The 14240-nt window shown below is 50.3% G+C and carries 16 protein-coding genes and 2 pseudogenes; 12 read left to right on the forward strand and 6 right to left on the reverse strand.

All coding sequences use genetic code 11. The features are described 5' to 3' along the window. Positions 1 to 127: 127 nt before the first annotated feature. Entirely contained in the window at positions 128 to 961 is an 834-nt protein-coding gene (locus AAH450_RS06610; protein WP_342909465.1) for a hypothetical protein, read from the reverse strand. A gap of 261 nt (positions 962 to 1222) precedes the next feature. On the opposite strand from AAH450_RS06610, the pseudogene AAH450_RS06615 reads away from it, so the two are divergent. Then, positions 1223 to 2323, forward strand: a pseudogene (locus AAH450_RS06615) (tyrosine-type recombinase/integrase). A 403-nt stretch (positions 2324 to 2726) separates the two neighbouring features. Here AAH450_RS06615 and AAH450_RS06620 read toward each other — a convergent pair. Then, the gene (locus AAH450_RS06620) at positions 2727 to 5288 is read right to left on the reverse strand and encodes a hypothetical protein (protein ID WP_342909466.1); all 2562 of its coding nucleotides are present in this window, start codon (positions 5286 to 5288) and stop codon (positions 2727 to 2729) included. A gap of 657 nt (positions 5289 to 5945) precedes the next feature. On the opposite strand from AAH450_RS06620, the gene AAH450_RS21105 reads away from it, so the two are divergent. Then, on the forward strand, positions 5946 to 6275 hold the full coding sequence (locus AAH450_RS21105; RefSeq protein ID WP_463322713.1) for an acyltransferase family protein: 330 nt from the start codon (positions 5946 to 5948) through the stop codon (positions 6273 to 6275). Between the two features lie 576 nt (positions 6276 to 6851). Here AAH450_RS21105 and AAH450_RS06625 read toward each other — a convergent pair. Next, positions 6852 to 7271, reverse strand: a complete 420-nt coding sequence (locus AAH450_RS06625) for a tail fiber assembly protein (RefSeq protein ID WP_342909467.1) — start codon at positions 7269 to 7271, stop codon at positions 6852 to 6854. Between the two features lies 1 nt (position 7272). Then, positions 7273 to 7473 carry a gp53-like domain-containing protein gene (locus AAH450_RS21110; RefSeq protein WP_463322700.1) on the reverse strand — a complete coding sequence of 67 codons (201 nt, stop codon included), beginning with the start codon at positions 7471 to 7473 and terminating at the stop codon, positions 7273 to 7275. A 47-nt stretch (positions 7474 to 7520) separates the two neighbouring features. Here AAH450_RS21110 and AAH450_RS06630 point away from each other — a divergent pair. The 9 genes and pseudogenes from AAH450_RS06630 (at position 7521) to AAH450_RS06670 (ending at position 11442) form a co-directional block, all read left to right on the forward strand. Continuing rightward, a pseudogene (locus tag AAH450_RS06630) lies at positions 7521 to 8695 on the forward strand (IS3 family transposase). A gap of 24 nt (positions 8696 to 8719) precedes the next feature. Further along, a complete protein-coding gene (locus AAH450_RS06635) occupies positions 8720 to 9136 on the forward strand; it encodes a hypothetical protein (protein WP_342909468.1) in 417 nt (138 codons plus the stop codon). Then, complete coding sequence (locus AAH450_RS06640; protein WP_342909469.1) at positions 9133 to 9396, forward strand: DUF7446 family protein; 264 nt, start codon at positions 9133 to 9135, stop codon at positions 9394 to 9396. The genes AAH450_RS06635 and AAH450_RS06640 overlap by 4 nt, the downstream gene beginning before the upstream one ends. Positions 9397 to 9463: 67 nt before the next feature. After that, complete coding sequence (locus AAH450_RS06645; RefSeq protein ID WP_342909470.1) at positions 9464 to 9841, forward strand: hypothetical protein; 378 nt, start codon at positions 9464 to 9466, stop codon at positions 9839 to 9841. Then, positions 9834 to 10274, forward strand: coding sequence for a hypothetical protein (locus AAH450_RS06650; protein ID WP_342909592.1), 441 nt, complete (start codon positions 9834 to 9836; stop codon positions 10272 to 10274). The genes AAH450_RS06645 and AAH450_RS06650 overlap by 8 nt, the downstream gene beginning before the upstream one ends. Further along, a complete protein-coding gene (locus tag AAH450_RS06655; RefSeq protein WP_342909471.1) occupies positions 10267 to 10488 on the forward strand; it encodes a hypothetical protein in 222 nt (73 codons plus the stop codon). The genes AAH450_RS06650 and AAH450_RS06655 overlap by 8 nt, the downstream gene beginning before the upstream one ends. Further along, entirely contained in the window at positions 10488 to 10787 is a 300-nt protein-coding gene (locus AAH450_RS06660) for an antitoxin PHD (protein WP_342909472.1), read from the forward strand. Before AAH450_RS06655 ends, AAH450_RS06660 begins: the two co-directional genes overlap by 1 nt. Then, positions 10780 to 11130 (forward strand): hypothetical protein, encoded by a 351-nt coding sequence (locus AAH450_RS06665; protein WP_342909473.1) that lies wholly within the window; start codon positions 10780 to 10782, stop codon positions 11128 to 11130. Before AAH450_RS06660 ends, AAH450_RS06665 begins: the two co-directional genes overlap by 8 nt. A 42-nt stretch (positions 11131 to 11172) precedes the next feature. Next, positions 11173 to 11442 carry a pyocin activator PrtN family protein gene (locus tag AAH450_RS06670; RefSeq protein WP_342909474.1) on the forward strand — a complete coding sequence of 90 codons (270 nt, stop codon included), beginning with the start codon at positions 11173 to 11175 and terminating at the stop codon, positions 11440 to 11442. 204 nt (positions 11443 to 11646) lie between these two features. Here the strand turns inward: AAH450_RS06670 and cutC are convergent, their stop codons facing one another. Next, complete coding sequence (cutC, locus tag AAH450_RS06675) at positions 11647 to 12402, reverse strand: copper homeostasis protein CutC (RefSeq protein WP_342909475.1); 756 nt, start codon at positions 12400 to 12402, stop codon at positions 11647 to 11649. Between the two features lie 100 nt (positions 12403 to 12502). Between cutC and AAH450_RS06680 the strand changes: the two genes are divergently transcribed. After that, positions 12503 to 13663, forward strand: a complete 1161-nt coding sequence (locus tag AAH450_RS06680; protein WP_342909476.1) for a MalY/PatB family protein — start codon at positions 12503 to 12505, stop codon at positions 13661 to 13663. Here the strand turns inward: AAH450_RS06680 and AAH450_RS06685 are convergent. Beyond that, entirely contained in the window at positions 13658 to 14218 is a 561-nt protein-coding gene (locus AAH450_RS06685) for a VOC family protein (RefSeq protein WP_342909589.1), read from the reverse strand. The two genes, AAH450_RS06680 and AAH450_RS06685, sit on opposite strands and share 6 nt — an antisense overlap. Between the last annotated feature and the right edge of the window lie 22 nt (positions 14219 to 14240).

Genomic DNA, 14240 nt, shown 5'->3' on the forward strand with positions numbered 1-14240 from the left:
ACTGGGGGCAGCCGGAAGATCCGGCTGCCCCTTTTTACTTTCAGTGCGTCAGCCCCGTTCGCCCTTGTTCTCAGCTGATGAGATACGGTAACGTCATTTCACCCCTGCTTAAAACGGTTAGCGCCTGTTAACGCTCCCAGTACTCAAACTTGTAGGCGGCGCTGATATGGCGAGTGATCTCACCTTTGCTGAAAACTTCCGTCTCCTTTGAGTAGCTTAAGGTGCAGTTGCCCTGATCGTCCCACAGCTGGCATTCATCAACCGAGGTCAGGTCACTGTTGTCGGTATGGGTAACAGTCAGTAAACGCTGCTCGCGATTCTGCTTATCATAAGTCCAGCTCATTTTGCTGTTAGCAGAGCTGGAAGTCAGCAGCTGATCCTTACTGTTCCACTGATAGCGATATTCGCCGTTAGCCTGCACATCCGATCCGCGCGCCACGCTTTTCACCAGCCGCAGGCGGGAATCAAAACTGTTGGTGGTTTCGGTAAAGCCTTTTTCGCCCTTCAGCAAAAAAGCGTCGGTTGAAGTGGTGATGATGCCCTTTTTATTGATGAGATAATCAATAGTTCCCTGCTTACGGTTCACTTCAACAGGCTTTCCTTCTTTGATCACAAACACCGACATGTCATACACTGCCTGCCAGCCCGTGGTCACGCGGGCGACGCTCTGCACCATCCGCAGCATCATATTGCCTTCGTTTTTGTCATAGCTGATGTCGGCCCTCAGCAGCGCACCGCAACGATCAAACTGCCCAAGAATGCGCTTCTGCTGGTTTACATCTTTGCCAAACTCCCCCACCACCACCTGTTTGATTTTTCCCTTTGCCGTGCCGCCCAGCAGCACCAGGCTGTTGCTGTCATTAATCTGCTGAGCCTGTGCCGGGCATTCCGCCGCGCCAGCATGGCCCGATTGTAGCGCCCAAAAAGCAAAACTCCCCACAGCCAGCATGATGATTTTCATGAACAATCTCGTCAAAGAGAAAAGGAATTAAGGTAAGTGTACGAGGAATCGCTGCCTTGCGGCAGAATAAGATGAAAAAAAGCCCCACCAAAATGATGGAACCCCTAATCAAAACTCATAATAACAACCCAATATATTCAATGATATACATAAAAATACTGTTTATTTTTACAGGTAATTATTGTCATTTATGAAGTGTTCTTTTATATTTTTTTATTCACCAGCACCCCTCACAGCACCCCTTGGAAGGACTCTATATAAATGGCTTTCTACACTATAGAAAAAAGGACAACGTCTACTGGAGATCACCGATACCGGTGCACCGTCGCGGTGAGAGCCAATGGTGGATATGCCTACCGGCAGAACAAAACCTTTAAAAAAATGGGTCTGGCTAAAGCGTGGGGGTGCAGCGAGTTGCAGAACTCGATAGCAACGGCATCCCATCAGCGGCCACGCCTGAAAAAATCATTACGATTGGTCATCTTATAGATAAGTACATAGACCATCCACACATCAGATTTGGTCGCTCAAAGAAAGATTCTCTTCGGTTGATTCGTCGTAGTGAAATTAGTGAATTGACAGTATCCCAGCTTACACAAAAGTCATTCATTGACCATTGTGAATACCGTGCTGCTTCTGGGGCAGGACCTTCAACGCGATGGCAAGATATCTCATTTATTGGGGCTGTCCTTAAATCAGCAAAAACCTTGTTTGATATCGATGTCGATATACAAAATTTTATGAATGCCAGGTACATCATGGCGAAATCTGGAATGATAGCGCCCGGCGGGATCAGGAGCTGGAGGCCAACAAGGGAGGAATGTGCTCGGTTGATTGATGCGCTAAAAGCCAAAGAAAGGTCTTCTTACCTCTCGATCCCTTTTTCACAGATATTTATGTTCTCAATTCTTACTTGTATGCGGGTTGGCGAAGTTACCCGGCTTAGGTGGGAAGATTTGGATGAAAAACAAAGAGCGGTGACGGTGCGTGAGAGAAAAGACCCTCGGAAAAAAATCGGTAACCACATGACTGTGGCTCTGCTGGGTGAAGCCTGGCATATCGTTCAGCGCCAGCCCCGCACAGGGGATTTAATATTCCCCCTATAAGAGCAAAACTATTTCACAAGCATACCGCCTGGAGCGGGACAGGCTTAACATTGTTGATCTTCGATATCATGACTTACGCAGGGAAGGAGTCAGTCGGCTTTTTGAAGCAGGATTTGCTATAGAAGATGTGGCTCAGGTAAGCGGGCATCGATCGCTGAAATTATTGTGGAAGGTGTATACAGAGCTTTTCCCTCGCTCGCTCCACGACAAGTTTGGCGCCTTTAAAGCGAAGCAAGATGATGCGGCGAATAGTTGAATCATTGTAATGATAAACTAAGCGTGGATCTTCGCGTCATTGGCTCGTTTCAAGTTTACATTAAATGTCTTCCCTGGAATTTTACTGTGCATGTAACCAGTATTTTCAGGCGTGAAAAATGTTCGTCCAACTGCTTTACGACAAGCGCCGGAAGTTTAAGTTCTGTCAACGAAATCACAAAAAATACAGCTCTTGCAAAAGCACCTAATATAACGACACCGGCATCCAGACTTGCCCACCATCAGGTTGCTGCACTGCAGAGCCGGTGACGGTGGTACTTGAAACTGGTATGAGTGCTTCCCTATCTGGCTATTATAAGAATCTGCTTATTATGTATAGGGCGCTGAAGGCATTCCACCGTTAGTATAATATTCTACTGACGGTGGAATGAGTAGGCCGAAAGTTAGGTGATGGATACAGCGGTTGGCGTGCTGAACAGCGTCGTGCCATTGCCGCCCGCACCGTTATTCTGGCGATAGGCCAGACGGTACTGCCCCGCATCGTTCGCCGTTACGCTGGCTTTCGTGAAGCTCATGCTGGTTGCACCATTGATACTGGTCCACGTGGTGCCGTCAGCCGACTTCTGCCACTGGTAGGACACGGCATCCGTAACAACCGGCGAAAGGGTCAGCGTGTTACCCAAAGCCACAGCTGTTGTCGCTGGCAGCGGTGTGGTGACCTGCGGAATGTAGGCGAAGAGCTGCAATGCCAGTTCCTGACCATTCACCGACACGCGCATGTACTGGACTGGCGCAGTGGTATCAACCGGCTGCGCGCTCACTGTCGCCTTGCGGCTGGTGATCTCCACAACGTCTTCGTTCGCACCAAAGCCCGCTTTGCCTGTATTGAAGCTGAAACGGCCAGCGATAACATTCAGGCCTGGTGCCGCGGTCTGCGTCGTTCCATTCGGCGTGAACTGAGCTGGGATGCCAGCTTCACGACGGGTCAGCCCCGTACCTTCGACATAGATCGTGTACTCGCCGCAACGTCCCCGAATCGGTACCCACAGCGCGGGGATAATGTCGTTGAACTGCTGACTCTGGTACTGCGGTGCTGCTGCCAGCGGTCCGCCACCTTCGTTAAAGTACGATGCCTTTGGCGTGCTGCCCGTGCCGCGGCCGAGACTAATAACTGCCTGCCCTTCCAGTCGGTCGCTAAGCATATTCTGCGACGCTGACGTATTGTAGTAAGAGCCACCCACGACGCGGATGCGCCACGATCCACCGTTGGTAGGGTTGCGGAACGAGCCAACATTCACCCACAAGGTCGCGTCCGTGTTGTTGGTGCCACGGATTATGCCGCGGTCCCACTGGGAAACTACCGGGCAGTCGAAGTACGCGCCATAGTTCTGCAGCAACCAGCGGCCCTGATCGTAGCCGTTGGCCCACGAGGTGATGGCAGAGCCATCCGGATTAGTCAGGTAGCTCGGCCAGTCAGCAGTCCCAGGCGCAGCGATATTTAAGTCGTTACCGGTCGGTACGGACAGCGTGATGCAAGATACCTTGCTGTTGTAGATCGACGGGTTCTTCCTGCAATCCTCAACGCAGATCATCGACAGGTCCCACTGACCGTTGTTGATGTCGAACGGGCAGTTGCCATGTTCGAACCAGCAGTTGCGCATGATGGACTGGCCGCAGCGTGGCGCCCAGATCGCAGGGGCTACCGGCGTGCCGAAGTTACAGTTGCGGATTTCCAGTGAAGTAGAGTGATCCCACACACCCGCGGTCTGACCAGACCAGCCCGTCTGAATTACCGGGCCAGCGGTTTTCGAGCTGTACACCTGCTCAACGATGGAATCGAGGGTATCCAACAGATAGAAGGTGTGGGAACCCGTATTGTTCGCCTGGACGTTAGCGATGTACGCGTAGCAGCCACCGGGGCACTGGTTAGTAACGAATGGCTGCTTGTTGCTGGCCGTTTCGTTGAATACACCCTGCGTCGCGCCGATCAGCAGGTTCGTACCAGTTGGATTACTGGTCGCATTATACTGGTCAACTTGAGTCGTCTGCTGACCGTCCCAGAGGATATTTTTGAACGCAATACGGCGGTGGTTGATAAGGAAGACCGGGGCATCGGTCTTATCGGAAATGATCCGGGTCGCGATGAGGCGGCCAGATCCAGCGGCGACACCCTCGACACGCAAGCCCGCAGCAGCGTACCAGCCTGACGGGTTGAACGGGGCATCGGCAGCCCCACTAGCTACCTTAGTGCCGTAAGCTACATATTCCCCTGGCGACTGATAGTAGGTGCCCGAGCCGTACCGGATAGCCAGGTAAGGAGAGTATCCGCCACTGACGGTACTGCCGTTTTGCGTGCCGCCAGTCCGCAGGCGAGCGTAATTACTGAAGAGAAAGTCGGCCAACCGCTTGAAAGCGGGCTGGGTGTCGGTGATACCGTCCGCCACGCCGCCGAAATCGCCGATGTCGAGGGCTGCGATAGGCTTTTCACGCACCCAGTGCCAGTTGCCCCCATTCGACGCGACGAAGCCGCCATCATCAGCCTGACTGGTGTTGTGTCCAATGAACCAGCCCGTACCGGCAGGCTGCAGGACGGACAGCGCAGGCGCGGTGTGGGCACGAAGGAAGACACGTTCGCCTTCAAAGCGCGGCTTGAGGGTACGCAGATCCTCAAACAGGTTCACGCTGTACTCCAGTGCGTCCACGTTGTCCTGTGCCGCCGCCGCGTCCACGGTGGGAACGCTCAGGGCTGCACGGGCAGCAACAGCCTGGCCTTCTAACTCTTTAATCATGTCAATGTCAGCCTGGCTGCCGCCCGACGAAAGAGATATGGCTATCGGATCACCTTCGCTATTGAAGCCCAGGAGCTTGCCCGCACGAGCATCGAGCGCAGGTATATATGAGCGCAGCTTCTCGCCCGGGCGAACCTTTAGCGAGCGGTCCGATTCATCAAGCAGTTGTTCTGTCGTTTCGCGGATTTCGCTAACCGACTTCGGGGAATCCATCATTGTTCTTCTCCAGTATGGGGGAATACGATTGAGGCGGGGTAGAGCTGGCAAATTAACCTTCAGTATCTTATTACAATAACCCTTGAATTTATAAGTGAAAAATCAGATGGCCCGGGGTTAAGAGCCGAGGCGCGATACACGACGCTGTAGTTACTGTCCTTGCCACCCATGAGCCACCATCAATATTACTGTTTTTATATACAGTAGTTTTCCAGCGCGTTTCTGGCAACTGGATTTTGGTACAGGCGGGAATTCTGCAGGTATGTCTCAACTACTAAACTAAAGCCTCATGCATAAACGCCTGAAGAGGTGCGGTGTCCGAAGCCTGCCCCGTCTCCGGGGCTTTTTTGTATCACACAGTTTACTTGTCTTTAGCTTACTTAATGTTAAGATTCAGTCATCAATACGACAGGATTTTGATAAACACAATGGATTTCTCTTATCTAATATCTCCAATGATTTTTTGTTCAATTTGCCTATATTCCAGCATCTTGCATAAAGCAAACATTCTGCCTCACTTATCAAAAAAAATAATCGATATGATTATATTGATGGGTTGAGAGGGGTGGCTGCTATTTTGGTGGTTTGTAGCCACTCCTGGAGATTCCGAGATATTGGTTTCATAAACGATGAAATACCAAGGCGGATTATTTTTATATAGGAAACTTTGGGGCTTTAGGAGTGCAATTATTTTTTTGCATTACTGGATTTCTGTTTTTTAAGAAAATATTAAAAGATGGCTTAGCAATAGACTGGCAGTCTTTCTACTTATCTAGAATAAGAAGACTCGCGCCTCTTTATTTTTCTTTTTGCATTTGCGTTTTTGTTATAGGAATGCTCGTAAGCGGGATTAACTCTGTTAACTCTCAGGCTATCACCTCAGCTGCAAAGCTCCTGACATTTGGTTTTATGGGTACAACATTTAGCATAGGTAGCTATAATTCGGGTTATATAACACCAATTCTGTGGACCCTGCCTTACGAGTGAAAATTCTATATTGCAATTCCTATGATTGCCGCATTTATATCAACTAAGAAATCCTCATTAATTTTTATAAGCTTAACCGCGATCCTTTACGTGTCACTAAGTGCTTCTGATAATTTTAATATATGGATATTTTTTCTTTCCGGCGGTTTAGCTGCATTTTTGGAGAGATATAATTCACATAAGCTATCTCTTTGGATGAGACCTGTTTTTTATTTACTGGCAATTTTAATTATTTTAAGTTTATTTTCACACGAAATAGACAAGTATGGGGTATTTAGAGCGGTTACAACAACCCTGCTTTTCATTAGTATTACCTTATGCAAGCCGGGAATTTTGAAGCTTAAGGGTTTGGTATATGCGGGTGAAGTAAGCTAAGGCATTTATTTATTTCACTTGGCGATAATATATATTCAACGATATAGTAACTAATTTCCTTCATGGCGCTCCTGTAACTGGATCTGTTGTGTTATTAATAGTATCCAGTTACTGTTTATTGGTTACGTTGCTGACATCTTTCACATTCAAATACATTGAATATCCTTTTATGAGAAAGCCCTGGCGGGCTTTCTCTGCATCTTATGGCAGCGTAGGCCAGTCGATTTCCTTACCGGTTCCGGTGTCGACAGCAGTAAGTTTGTCAATATAGTCCATCCAGGCATTTAACTGATTTGTCTCCGTATCAGTCAGCTTGCGCCCCATCAGTAATTTAGTTTGCCATATGACAATCTTCTGGGATGCATCAGCTATAAGGGTGCTCTTAGTGGCTTCTGACTCAGTATTGATTTCTTCATTGGATTTGGGTGGGAGGCCGACCCAAAACAGTTTCCCTTCAACCCACGCACGTTTTTTACCTTCAGGCGGATTGGCGTTAAAAGTTTTATATATACCCTCGGTGATCTCTACCCCATCTTCCGGCCATGAGCTAGCAGCTATGTAATCATCTTTCATGCTTAACGGGTACATTCCATCCGTTGAAGGGCTATAAACATAGTTCATATTAATATCCTACCGCAAAAATTGTTACAGTTGAGTTGGATGCAGTGTAGCCGGTGCCAATAGTAAAACCGGATGTAGTAGTTAAAGATGAAACAAAACCTTGCTTGGTTGTATCGTAAGACGTTACGTTTCCAAGCGAGCATACCGCGCCAAGAACCGCATTAGGGAAATTGATATGTAGTGGCACACTGAATTTGGCCACCTGAATAGAGGTGATATCATCACCTCATAGTCAAAACAGGTGACATTATGACCGGACGTAACAGACGCAATTTTAGCCCCGAGTTTCGCCTCGAAGTTGCCCAGCTTGTACTCGATCAGCATTACACCGTTGCCGCCGCTGCCACGGCAATGAATGTCGGCAAATCAACGATGGATAAGTGGGTTCGGCAGTTGAAAGAAGAACGAGCGGGGAAATCACCCATAGCTTCACCCATGACACCTGAGCAGATTGAAATACGCGAACTGAAGAAGAGAATTCAACGCGTTGAAATGGAAAGAGATATATTAAAAAAGGCTACCGCGCTCTTGATGTCAGACTCCCTGAACAGTTCTCATTAGTTGAGAAACTCAGAGCGCGGTTTCCCGTTGCCGTTGTGTGCAATGTGTTTGAGGTTCATCGCAGCAGCTATAAATACTGGCGGCAGCCAAAGAAGCCCGATGCCACACGCGTGGCATTACTCAGTCTTGTTCGTGAAAGCTATCGCGAAAGTAATGGCTCCGCAGGTGCACGTAATATTGCCGCGATGGTCACCACCAAAGGCGTAAAACTGAGCCGCTGGCGGGCAACAAAGCTAATGAAAGAACTTAATCTCATCAGCTGTCAGCAGCCTGGTCATCGATATAAGAAGGCATCTAAGGAACACGTTGAAATCCCCAATTATCTGGAACGCCAGTTTGCAGTAACAGAGCCTAATCAGGTCTGGTGCGGTGATGTGACGTATATCTGGGCGGGTAAACGCTGGGCTTATTTAGCCGTTGTGCTTGATCTGTTTTCCCGTAAACCTGTTGGCTGGGCGATGTCTTTTTTACCGGACTCTGCACTGACAGGTAAAGCGCTGTCCATGGCCTGGGAAACGCGAGGAAAGCCCGCTAATTTACTGTATCACTCGGATCAAGGCAGCCACTATACCAGCAGGAATTTCAGTCAGTTACTGTGGCGGTATCAGATAAAGTAAAGCCTGAGTCGCAGAGGGAGTTACTGGGATAACAGCCCAATGGAACGTTTTTTTAGAAGTCTGAAAACGGAGTGGGTGCCGGATAATGGATACGCTAATTTTAGCGAAGCCAGGACAGCGATAACGAATTACATAACGGGATATTACAGCCAGCTCAGACCTCATCAATATAATGGTGGTTTGACGCCAAATGAATCAGAGCGATTGTTCTGGAAAAACTCTAAAACCGTGGCCAATTTTTGTTGACCACTACATAGCGAATGCGGGCGCGTGCTGGACGAGTACGCACAATTCTGGATGTTCTACGAAAGGGACGGAAAAGGACTGAGCCAGGGCATCGTTGATCTGCGCTTTCGTGAAGATGCTGAAGCTGTGAAGGCCGTTTATGTCGAGCGTGACGCGCTGCAAGAGCAGGTGCATAAACAGGCGGCTGAGAATTCAAACATGCGAAAAGCTATTGATCAAACTATCGGCTGGATGGAATCAGTTGACCCGGAAAACGAAGAAAGCGTTCGCCTACTGGTTGACCTGAAAACCCCAGCCACTGACGCAGCTATCCGCGAGATTCGTGCGCAGGGCGTTGATATTGCAGAGAGTCACTTATCCAAAAAATTCTCAAATATCGGCGTTCAAATTATGACGCTGCAATGGCTTTCAAAAGCAATCCGCGCGGGGGAGCAGCCATGAGCATTCACAATCACACAGTTTTTGTCTCTGCACTTACCGGCGAAATATATCTGGCGAGGACCAGTAAAGCAGGGTCAGCGCTTGATAAATGCCCCGCTACTACGGAAGTAGTGTCTGCCTTCACGCACCACATGATGCATGGGATGGCTAAAGGCGCGGAAATGTCAGTGCAGGTTGGTGATGGTTACTACCGCCTTTCCTGTGTGTCTATGACAAAAGAACAATTCGATGCCGACCGCGCATCTAAGGTGAAGCCATGAGCGACCTGGATAAGCTGAAAGAGCGCAGCCTGATGGCGGGCTTGCAGAATTAATCCAATGGTATGAGATGGTTGGAGAGGATGGCGACCCTGAATTGCTTTGCCTTTTACTGGAGCTTCACCGCCTGAGAATCGAATCAAGAGAAATGGCCCGGCACAACGCCGCAGCTGGCGAGCCTATTTACCAGTTAATTGATGACAGTAAATGGTATGACTGCAAAGCATATCTTTACCATGAGGCGAAAGAACGCGGGGAAGAATGTCGCATCGTTTACACCGCCCCTCAGCCCGCAGCGCTGCCAAAGGAGATACCCGCAGCATTTTACAAGGTTCTGTATGACGAGTGCGGCGGGTTCGTGGATTGCACGGCAGATGCAGCCAAGATATGGGCCGCGTTTCGCAAACTGGCACAGGGCTTCACCGTGGAGGACGATAGCGATGACTAACCCAATCACAACCCTCAGCCGGGAACGGTTGCAGGAAATTGTATACGCCTTGAGCGCCGAACCATGCGATGCCGACCCAATTCTAGAGGGGGTGACAGTGGGTGAAATAGGCAAGATGGTCCGCGCACTGTTGGAGGTGATGCCAGTTTATGATGCTGCGCAAAAGCTGGTTAAATGCAAAGGCCGATATCATGCGGAACTGAACTATAAGGCGTTGGCTGAATTGTTTGGCGTTAAAACCCATGACGTATCCAACCCACCAGCACCCAACGCGCCGGATGGATGGACTGCAAGTGGTGACGCTAATGCAGCATTGGTGATGCTTGACCGGATCGACACGATTGATTCTGATGATGACTGCCGCATTGAAGAGGTGAAAAACATCATCCGCCGCATGGCAGCAGCCCCAGCGCCGGGAGGTGATGATGTCTAACGTAACCCAACTGCTCATTGAACCGCCATTGCTGAAAGTCGTCCGCAATCAGGTACTGGCTATCGTCAACCTCAGCAACAAGCAGAATCTGACGCTTGCACAGGCACAGGACACCATCCACTCAATGGGCATGCTGGCCCGCGAGGCTCACGATTATATCGTTGATGCAGAGTTTGAAGCGGCAGGCCAGCCAGCGCGTAAGGGAGGGGAGTGATGCCAACTAAAGCTGAGTTGCAGAGCAAAGTTGACCTGCTAGAGAAGGACAATGAGGTGCTTAAGAGCCTGCTTTCACGTGCAGAACGCGAGCTGACAGACAAACTTCTCCCTGAGGAACTGCCGCCATTGCCGGTGCCTTACCTCATCACGTGCCAGATGAAGTACTACCGGATGCCTTGGGAGCCATTCTGGTGTTACGAACATCTTCAGTGGTGTGATGAGTTGGATAGCAGCTTCCCGTATTCAATGACTGACAACTCATGCCCTGTTTGTAGAGAGGTCAAAAGCGATGCCTAAATCCCCCGCAGAACGTAAAGCCGCGCAGCGTGCGCGGCAGGCTGGCGCCGGACTTGGCAAGCTTGAGTTGCAGCTTGATAAGCAGGAACTGGAGATGCTGGCGCAGAACTGCGCCGCACGTCGCCCGTTCCGCGAGCCTTATGAACTGAACGAGTACATCTCTATGCTCATTCGCAAAGACAATGCAGAACTGCAGCAGGCCATAAACGCCCTGAAGCAAAGGCATTGTGAAAAGTGCAAAGACAAACTGCCTGGCGATCCGAATGGTTGTTACTTCCTCTCTATCGGAAATTCGGAATGTTGGCAAACTTTTGGTTGGCATGACCTGAAATTACAGGCGTGACATGTCACGGTAGTTTTATTCCCGTTGCAGCGGGTAATAAAGATGGGAGATGAGATTATGAACACGATGTTTTTACTGATGGCAGAATACAACACTGCGGTGATCCCACTTTCGCAGGTCAGCGAAAAGTATTTTCGCATGAAGCCAGAGCATGCTGAAAGAAGAGCAGCAACCTGCAAACTGCCTGTTGTGACCTTCCGTGCAGGAAGTACTCAGAAGGCACCCAGGATGGTTCACATCAAAGACCTGGCTGATTACATCGATCAACAAAGGACCGAGGGAATTGAACTTCACCAGTCCCTGCAAAAGTGAATCCGCATGGGGCTTAATAAGCCCCTTTATATTCTCGTTTTTTCGCTGTCATTTCCGCGCATATTTCACTATCATTGCACCCCTAGAACACCCCACTAGAATTTAAGTTACTGAAATGACGAAAAAAAGCCCCACCAAAATGATGGGGCCTGGTACTTGCAAACATCACGTCTTTTACTGGCGTGCTGCGCGGCAAAATCGGCGTCAGGCGACTCTCACCGGCGAACTGAGCGACAGCGCCACCTTCATCGCTTCAACCATATCGGTATCCACGCAGGTGCGGCTGAACTCGTCGGTTTCTGCTACGGAACTCATAGAGACACCGGCTTTGCGGTAACGCATGGGTGAGGCAACCCGCTGACTGGCTGAGCTGTGAACTTCACTTAAACCAGCATCAATAAACTTCTGCAAATTGCTGAGGCGCACGCCGGCCCCAGCCATAATGATAGGACCCCGGGTCATCCGGTTTAGTTCCTTAAGCAGCGCTAATCCGCTTTCCGCACTTTGCTGCTGACCAGAAGTGAGGATCCTCGCCACACCCAGGTCGGTCAGCTGTTGCAGCGCCATTAATGGACTGTGGCAAAGATCGAAAGCGCGGTGAAAGGTTACCGCCATACCTTCACACAGTGGCATGATCTGCTTCATTCTCGGCAGATCAATATGACCATCCACATCGAGTATGCCCACCACCACGCCGGGAAAACCGAGTTCACGGATCAGGGCGATATCTGATTTTATCTCATTAAATTCACTGTTCGTGAAGCAAAAGTCGCCACCGCGTGGGCGAACAATAGGATGAACGGGCAAGGTGAGTTCCGCCCTGGCCTGTTTCAGGCTACCAGCTGAGGGGGTTAACCCGCCTTCGGCAGGGGCAGCACATAACTCTACCCGATCCGCGCCTGCTTTTTCGGCAGCCAGTGCACAATCGACTCCATAGCAGCATACTTCCAGTTTTAGCATCCCATCCTCCTGTTAATGACTGCTGGCTGGTTGTGTAAATCTTTCCGGATGTTTAGTCTGACTCCGGAACCTGAGATTAATAGTAACGGGAATCACTAACATGGCATGCAATTTTAATGAACGGATCGATCGCCGTCACAGCGATAGCCTGAAATGGCAAAAATATGGTGATCAGGACATCCTGCCGCTCTGGGTAGCTGACACGGATTTTCGTTCACCGGACTGTGTTATTGATGCACTTAAGCAGCGTGTGGAGCATGGGGTTTTTGGCTACGGAAAACCCCCGACAGAATTAATGGAAGTGATTATTGCCCGTCTTGCTGAACGGTATCAGTGGGCGGTGCAACCTGAGTGGCTGGTATTTTTACCCGGCATCGTCAGCGGACTCAACCTGGCCGTGCGCGCTTTTACTGAATCGCATCAGGGTACCCTTGCCCCTACACCCATTTATCCCCCTTTCCGTTCCGCGTCCGCCCTTGCTAAACGCACGCAGCTGAATGCGCAGATGCGATTAGAGGAAAATCGCTGGGTGATGGATCTCGCGGCGCTCGGGCCACAAATGAGTGGAAACGAAAAGCTGTTGATGCTGTGTAACCCGCACAATCCGGGTGGAACGGTCTATCGTCGGGATGAGCTTGAAGCACAGCTGCGCTTTGCTAAACGGCATAATTTGATCGTCTGTTCCGATGAGATCCACTGCGATCTGCTGCTGGAGCCTGGCGTCAGACATATTCCTTTTGCCAGCCTGAGCGAGGACGCCGCGCAGCGCTCAGTGACTCTGATGTCACCTTCTAAGGCGTTCAATATTGCCGGGCTGGGCGCTTCTCTGGCGATTATTCCCAATCCTGAACTGCGCAAACGCTTTACCCAACAGCGCCGGGGGATCGTTCCTGACGTTGATATTCTTGCCTTTGTTGCCGCCACGGCAGCCTGGCGGGACGGTCAGCCGTGGCTGGAGGAAAAACTGGCTTACCTCCGTGAAAACCGTGACCTTATCACCCGCCGCGTCAATGCAATGCCCGGCCTGTCGCTGGTTGCGCCAGAGGCCACCTATCTCGCGTGGATTGATGCCAGCCAGCTTAAGGTCGCCAGCCCCGCGCAGTTCTTTGAACAGCATGGACTGGGTTTCTCGCCAGGGCGTGACTTTGGCGATGACGGGTTTGTCCGCTTCAATTTTGGTTGTCCACGCGCGCTGGTGGAGGAAGCATTAAAGCGGATGGAGAACGCTATAAGAGCGCTCCCTCGTCAGAACACCCTATGATTCGCTTTCGACAATCTCTTTCAGGCTCCAGGGATGGAACTTGATGGTCACGGTGCCGTCGGTAATCGCCAGGGTAGGATTAGGCAACCGCTCTCCTGCGCCCTTTGGGGCGCTGCTTTTAATGGAGATCCCCTGCTGAGTCAGCCCGCTGTCTGAGCAAAGCGCCAGTGCCCGGCTGCCTAATTGCTCCACATCTCCCCGTAAAACCACTTCTACATGTTCCCAACCTTCGTGGCGATAGAGGCGGTTACCTGGCCAGGGCAGTTCAACTACGCTTATCTCCCACGGCCCCACGCTTAACGGCGACTCCAGTTCAAAAAGGCACACAGGACGGCCATTGATCTCTTTTTCAGAAAACAGGACGCCATGCTGCAAAAAGCCCGTTTTCCAGCGCTCTGCCGTGCTGTTCTGATGACAACGCACCGCAATATGATCGACCTCCAGCTGCGCCAGCACCAGCCCCAGTCGATCCGCTAAATTGTCAAGAGCGTGTAAAAAACGGGGTAAATCATTAGCCAGATCGTTTAATTCTTCTGCATTTTTGCCTGCAAACAGCGTCATTTGCTTACCTTACTGT

The sequence above is a fragment of the Erwinia magellanica genome, assembly GCF_039023495.1.
Lineage (GTDB): Bacteria > Pseudomonadota > Gammaproteobacteria > Enterobacterales > Enterobacteriaceae > Erwinia.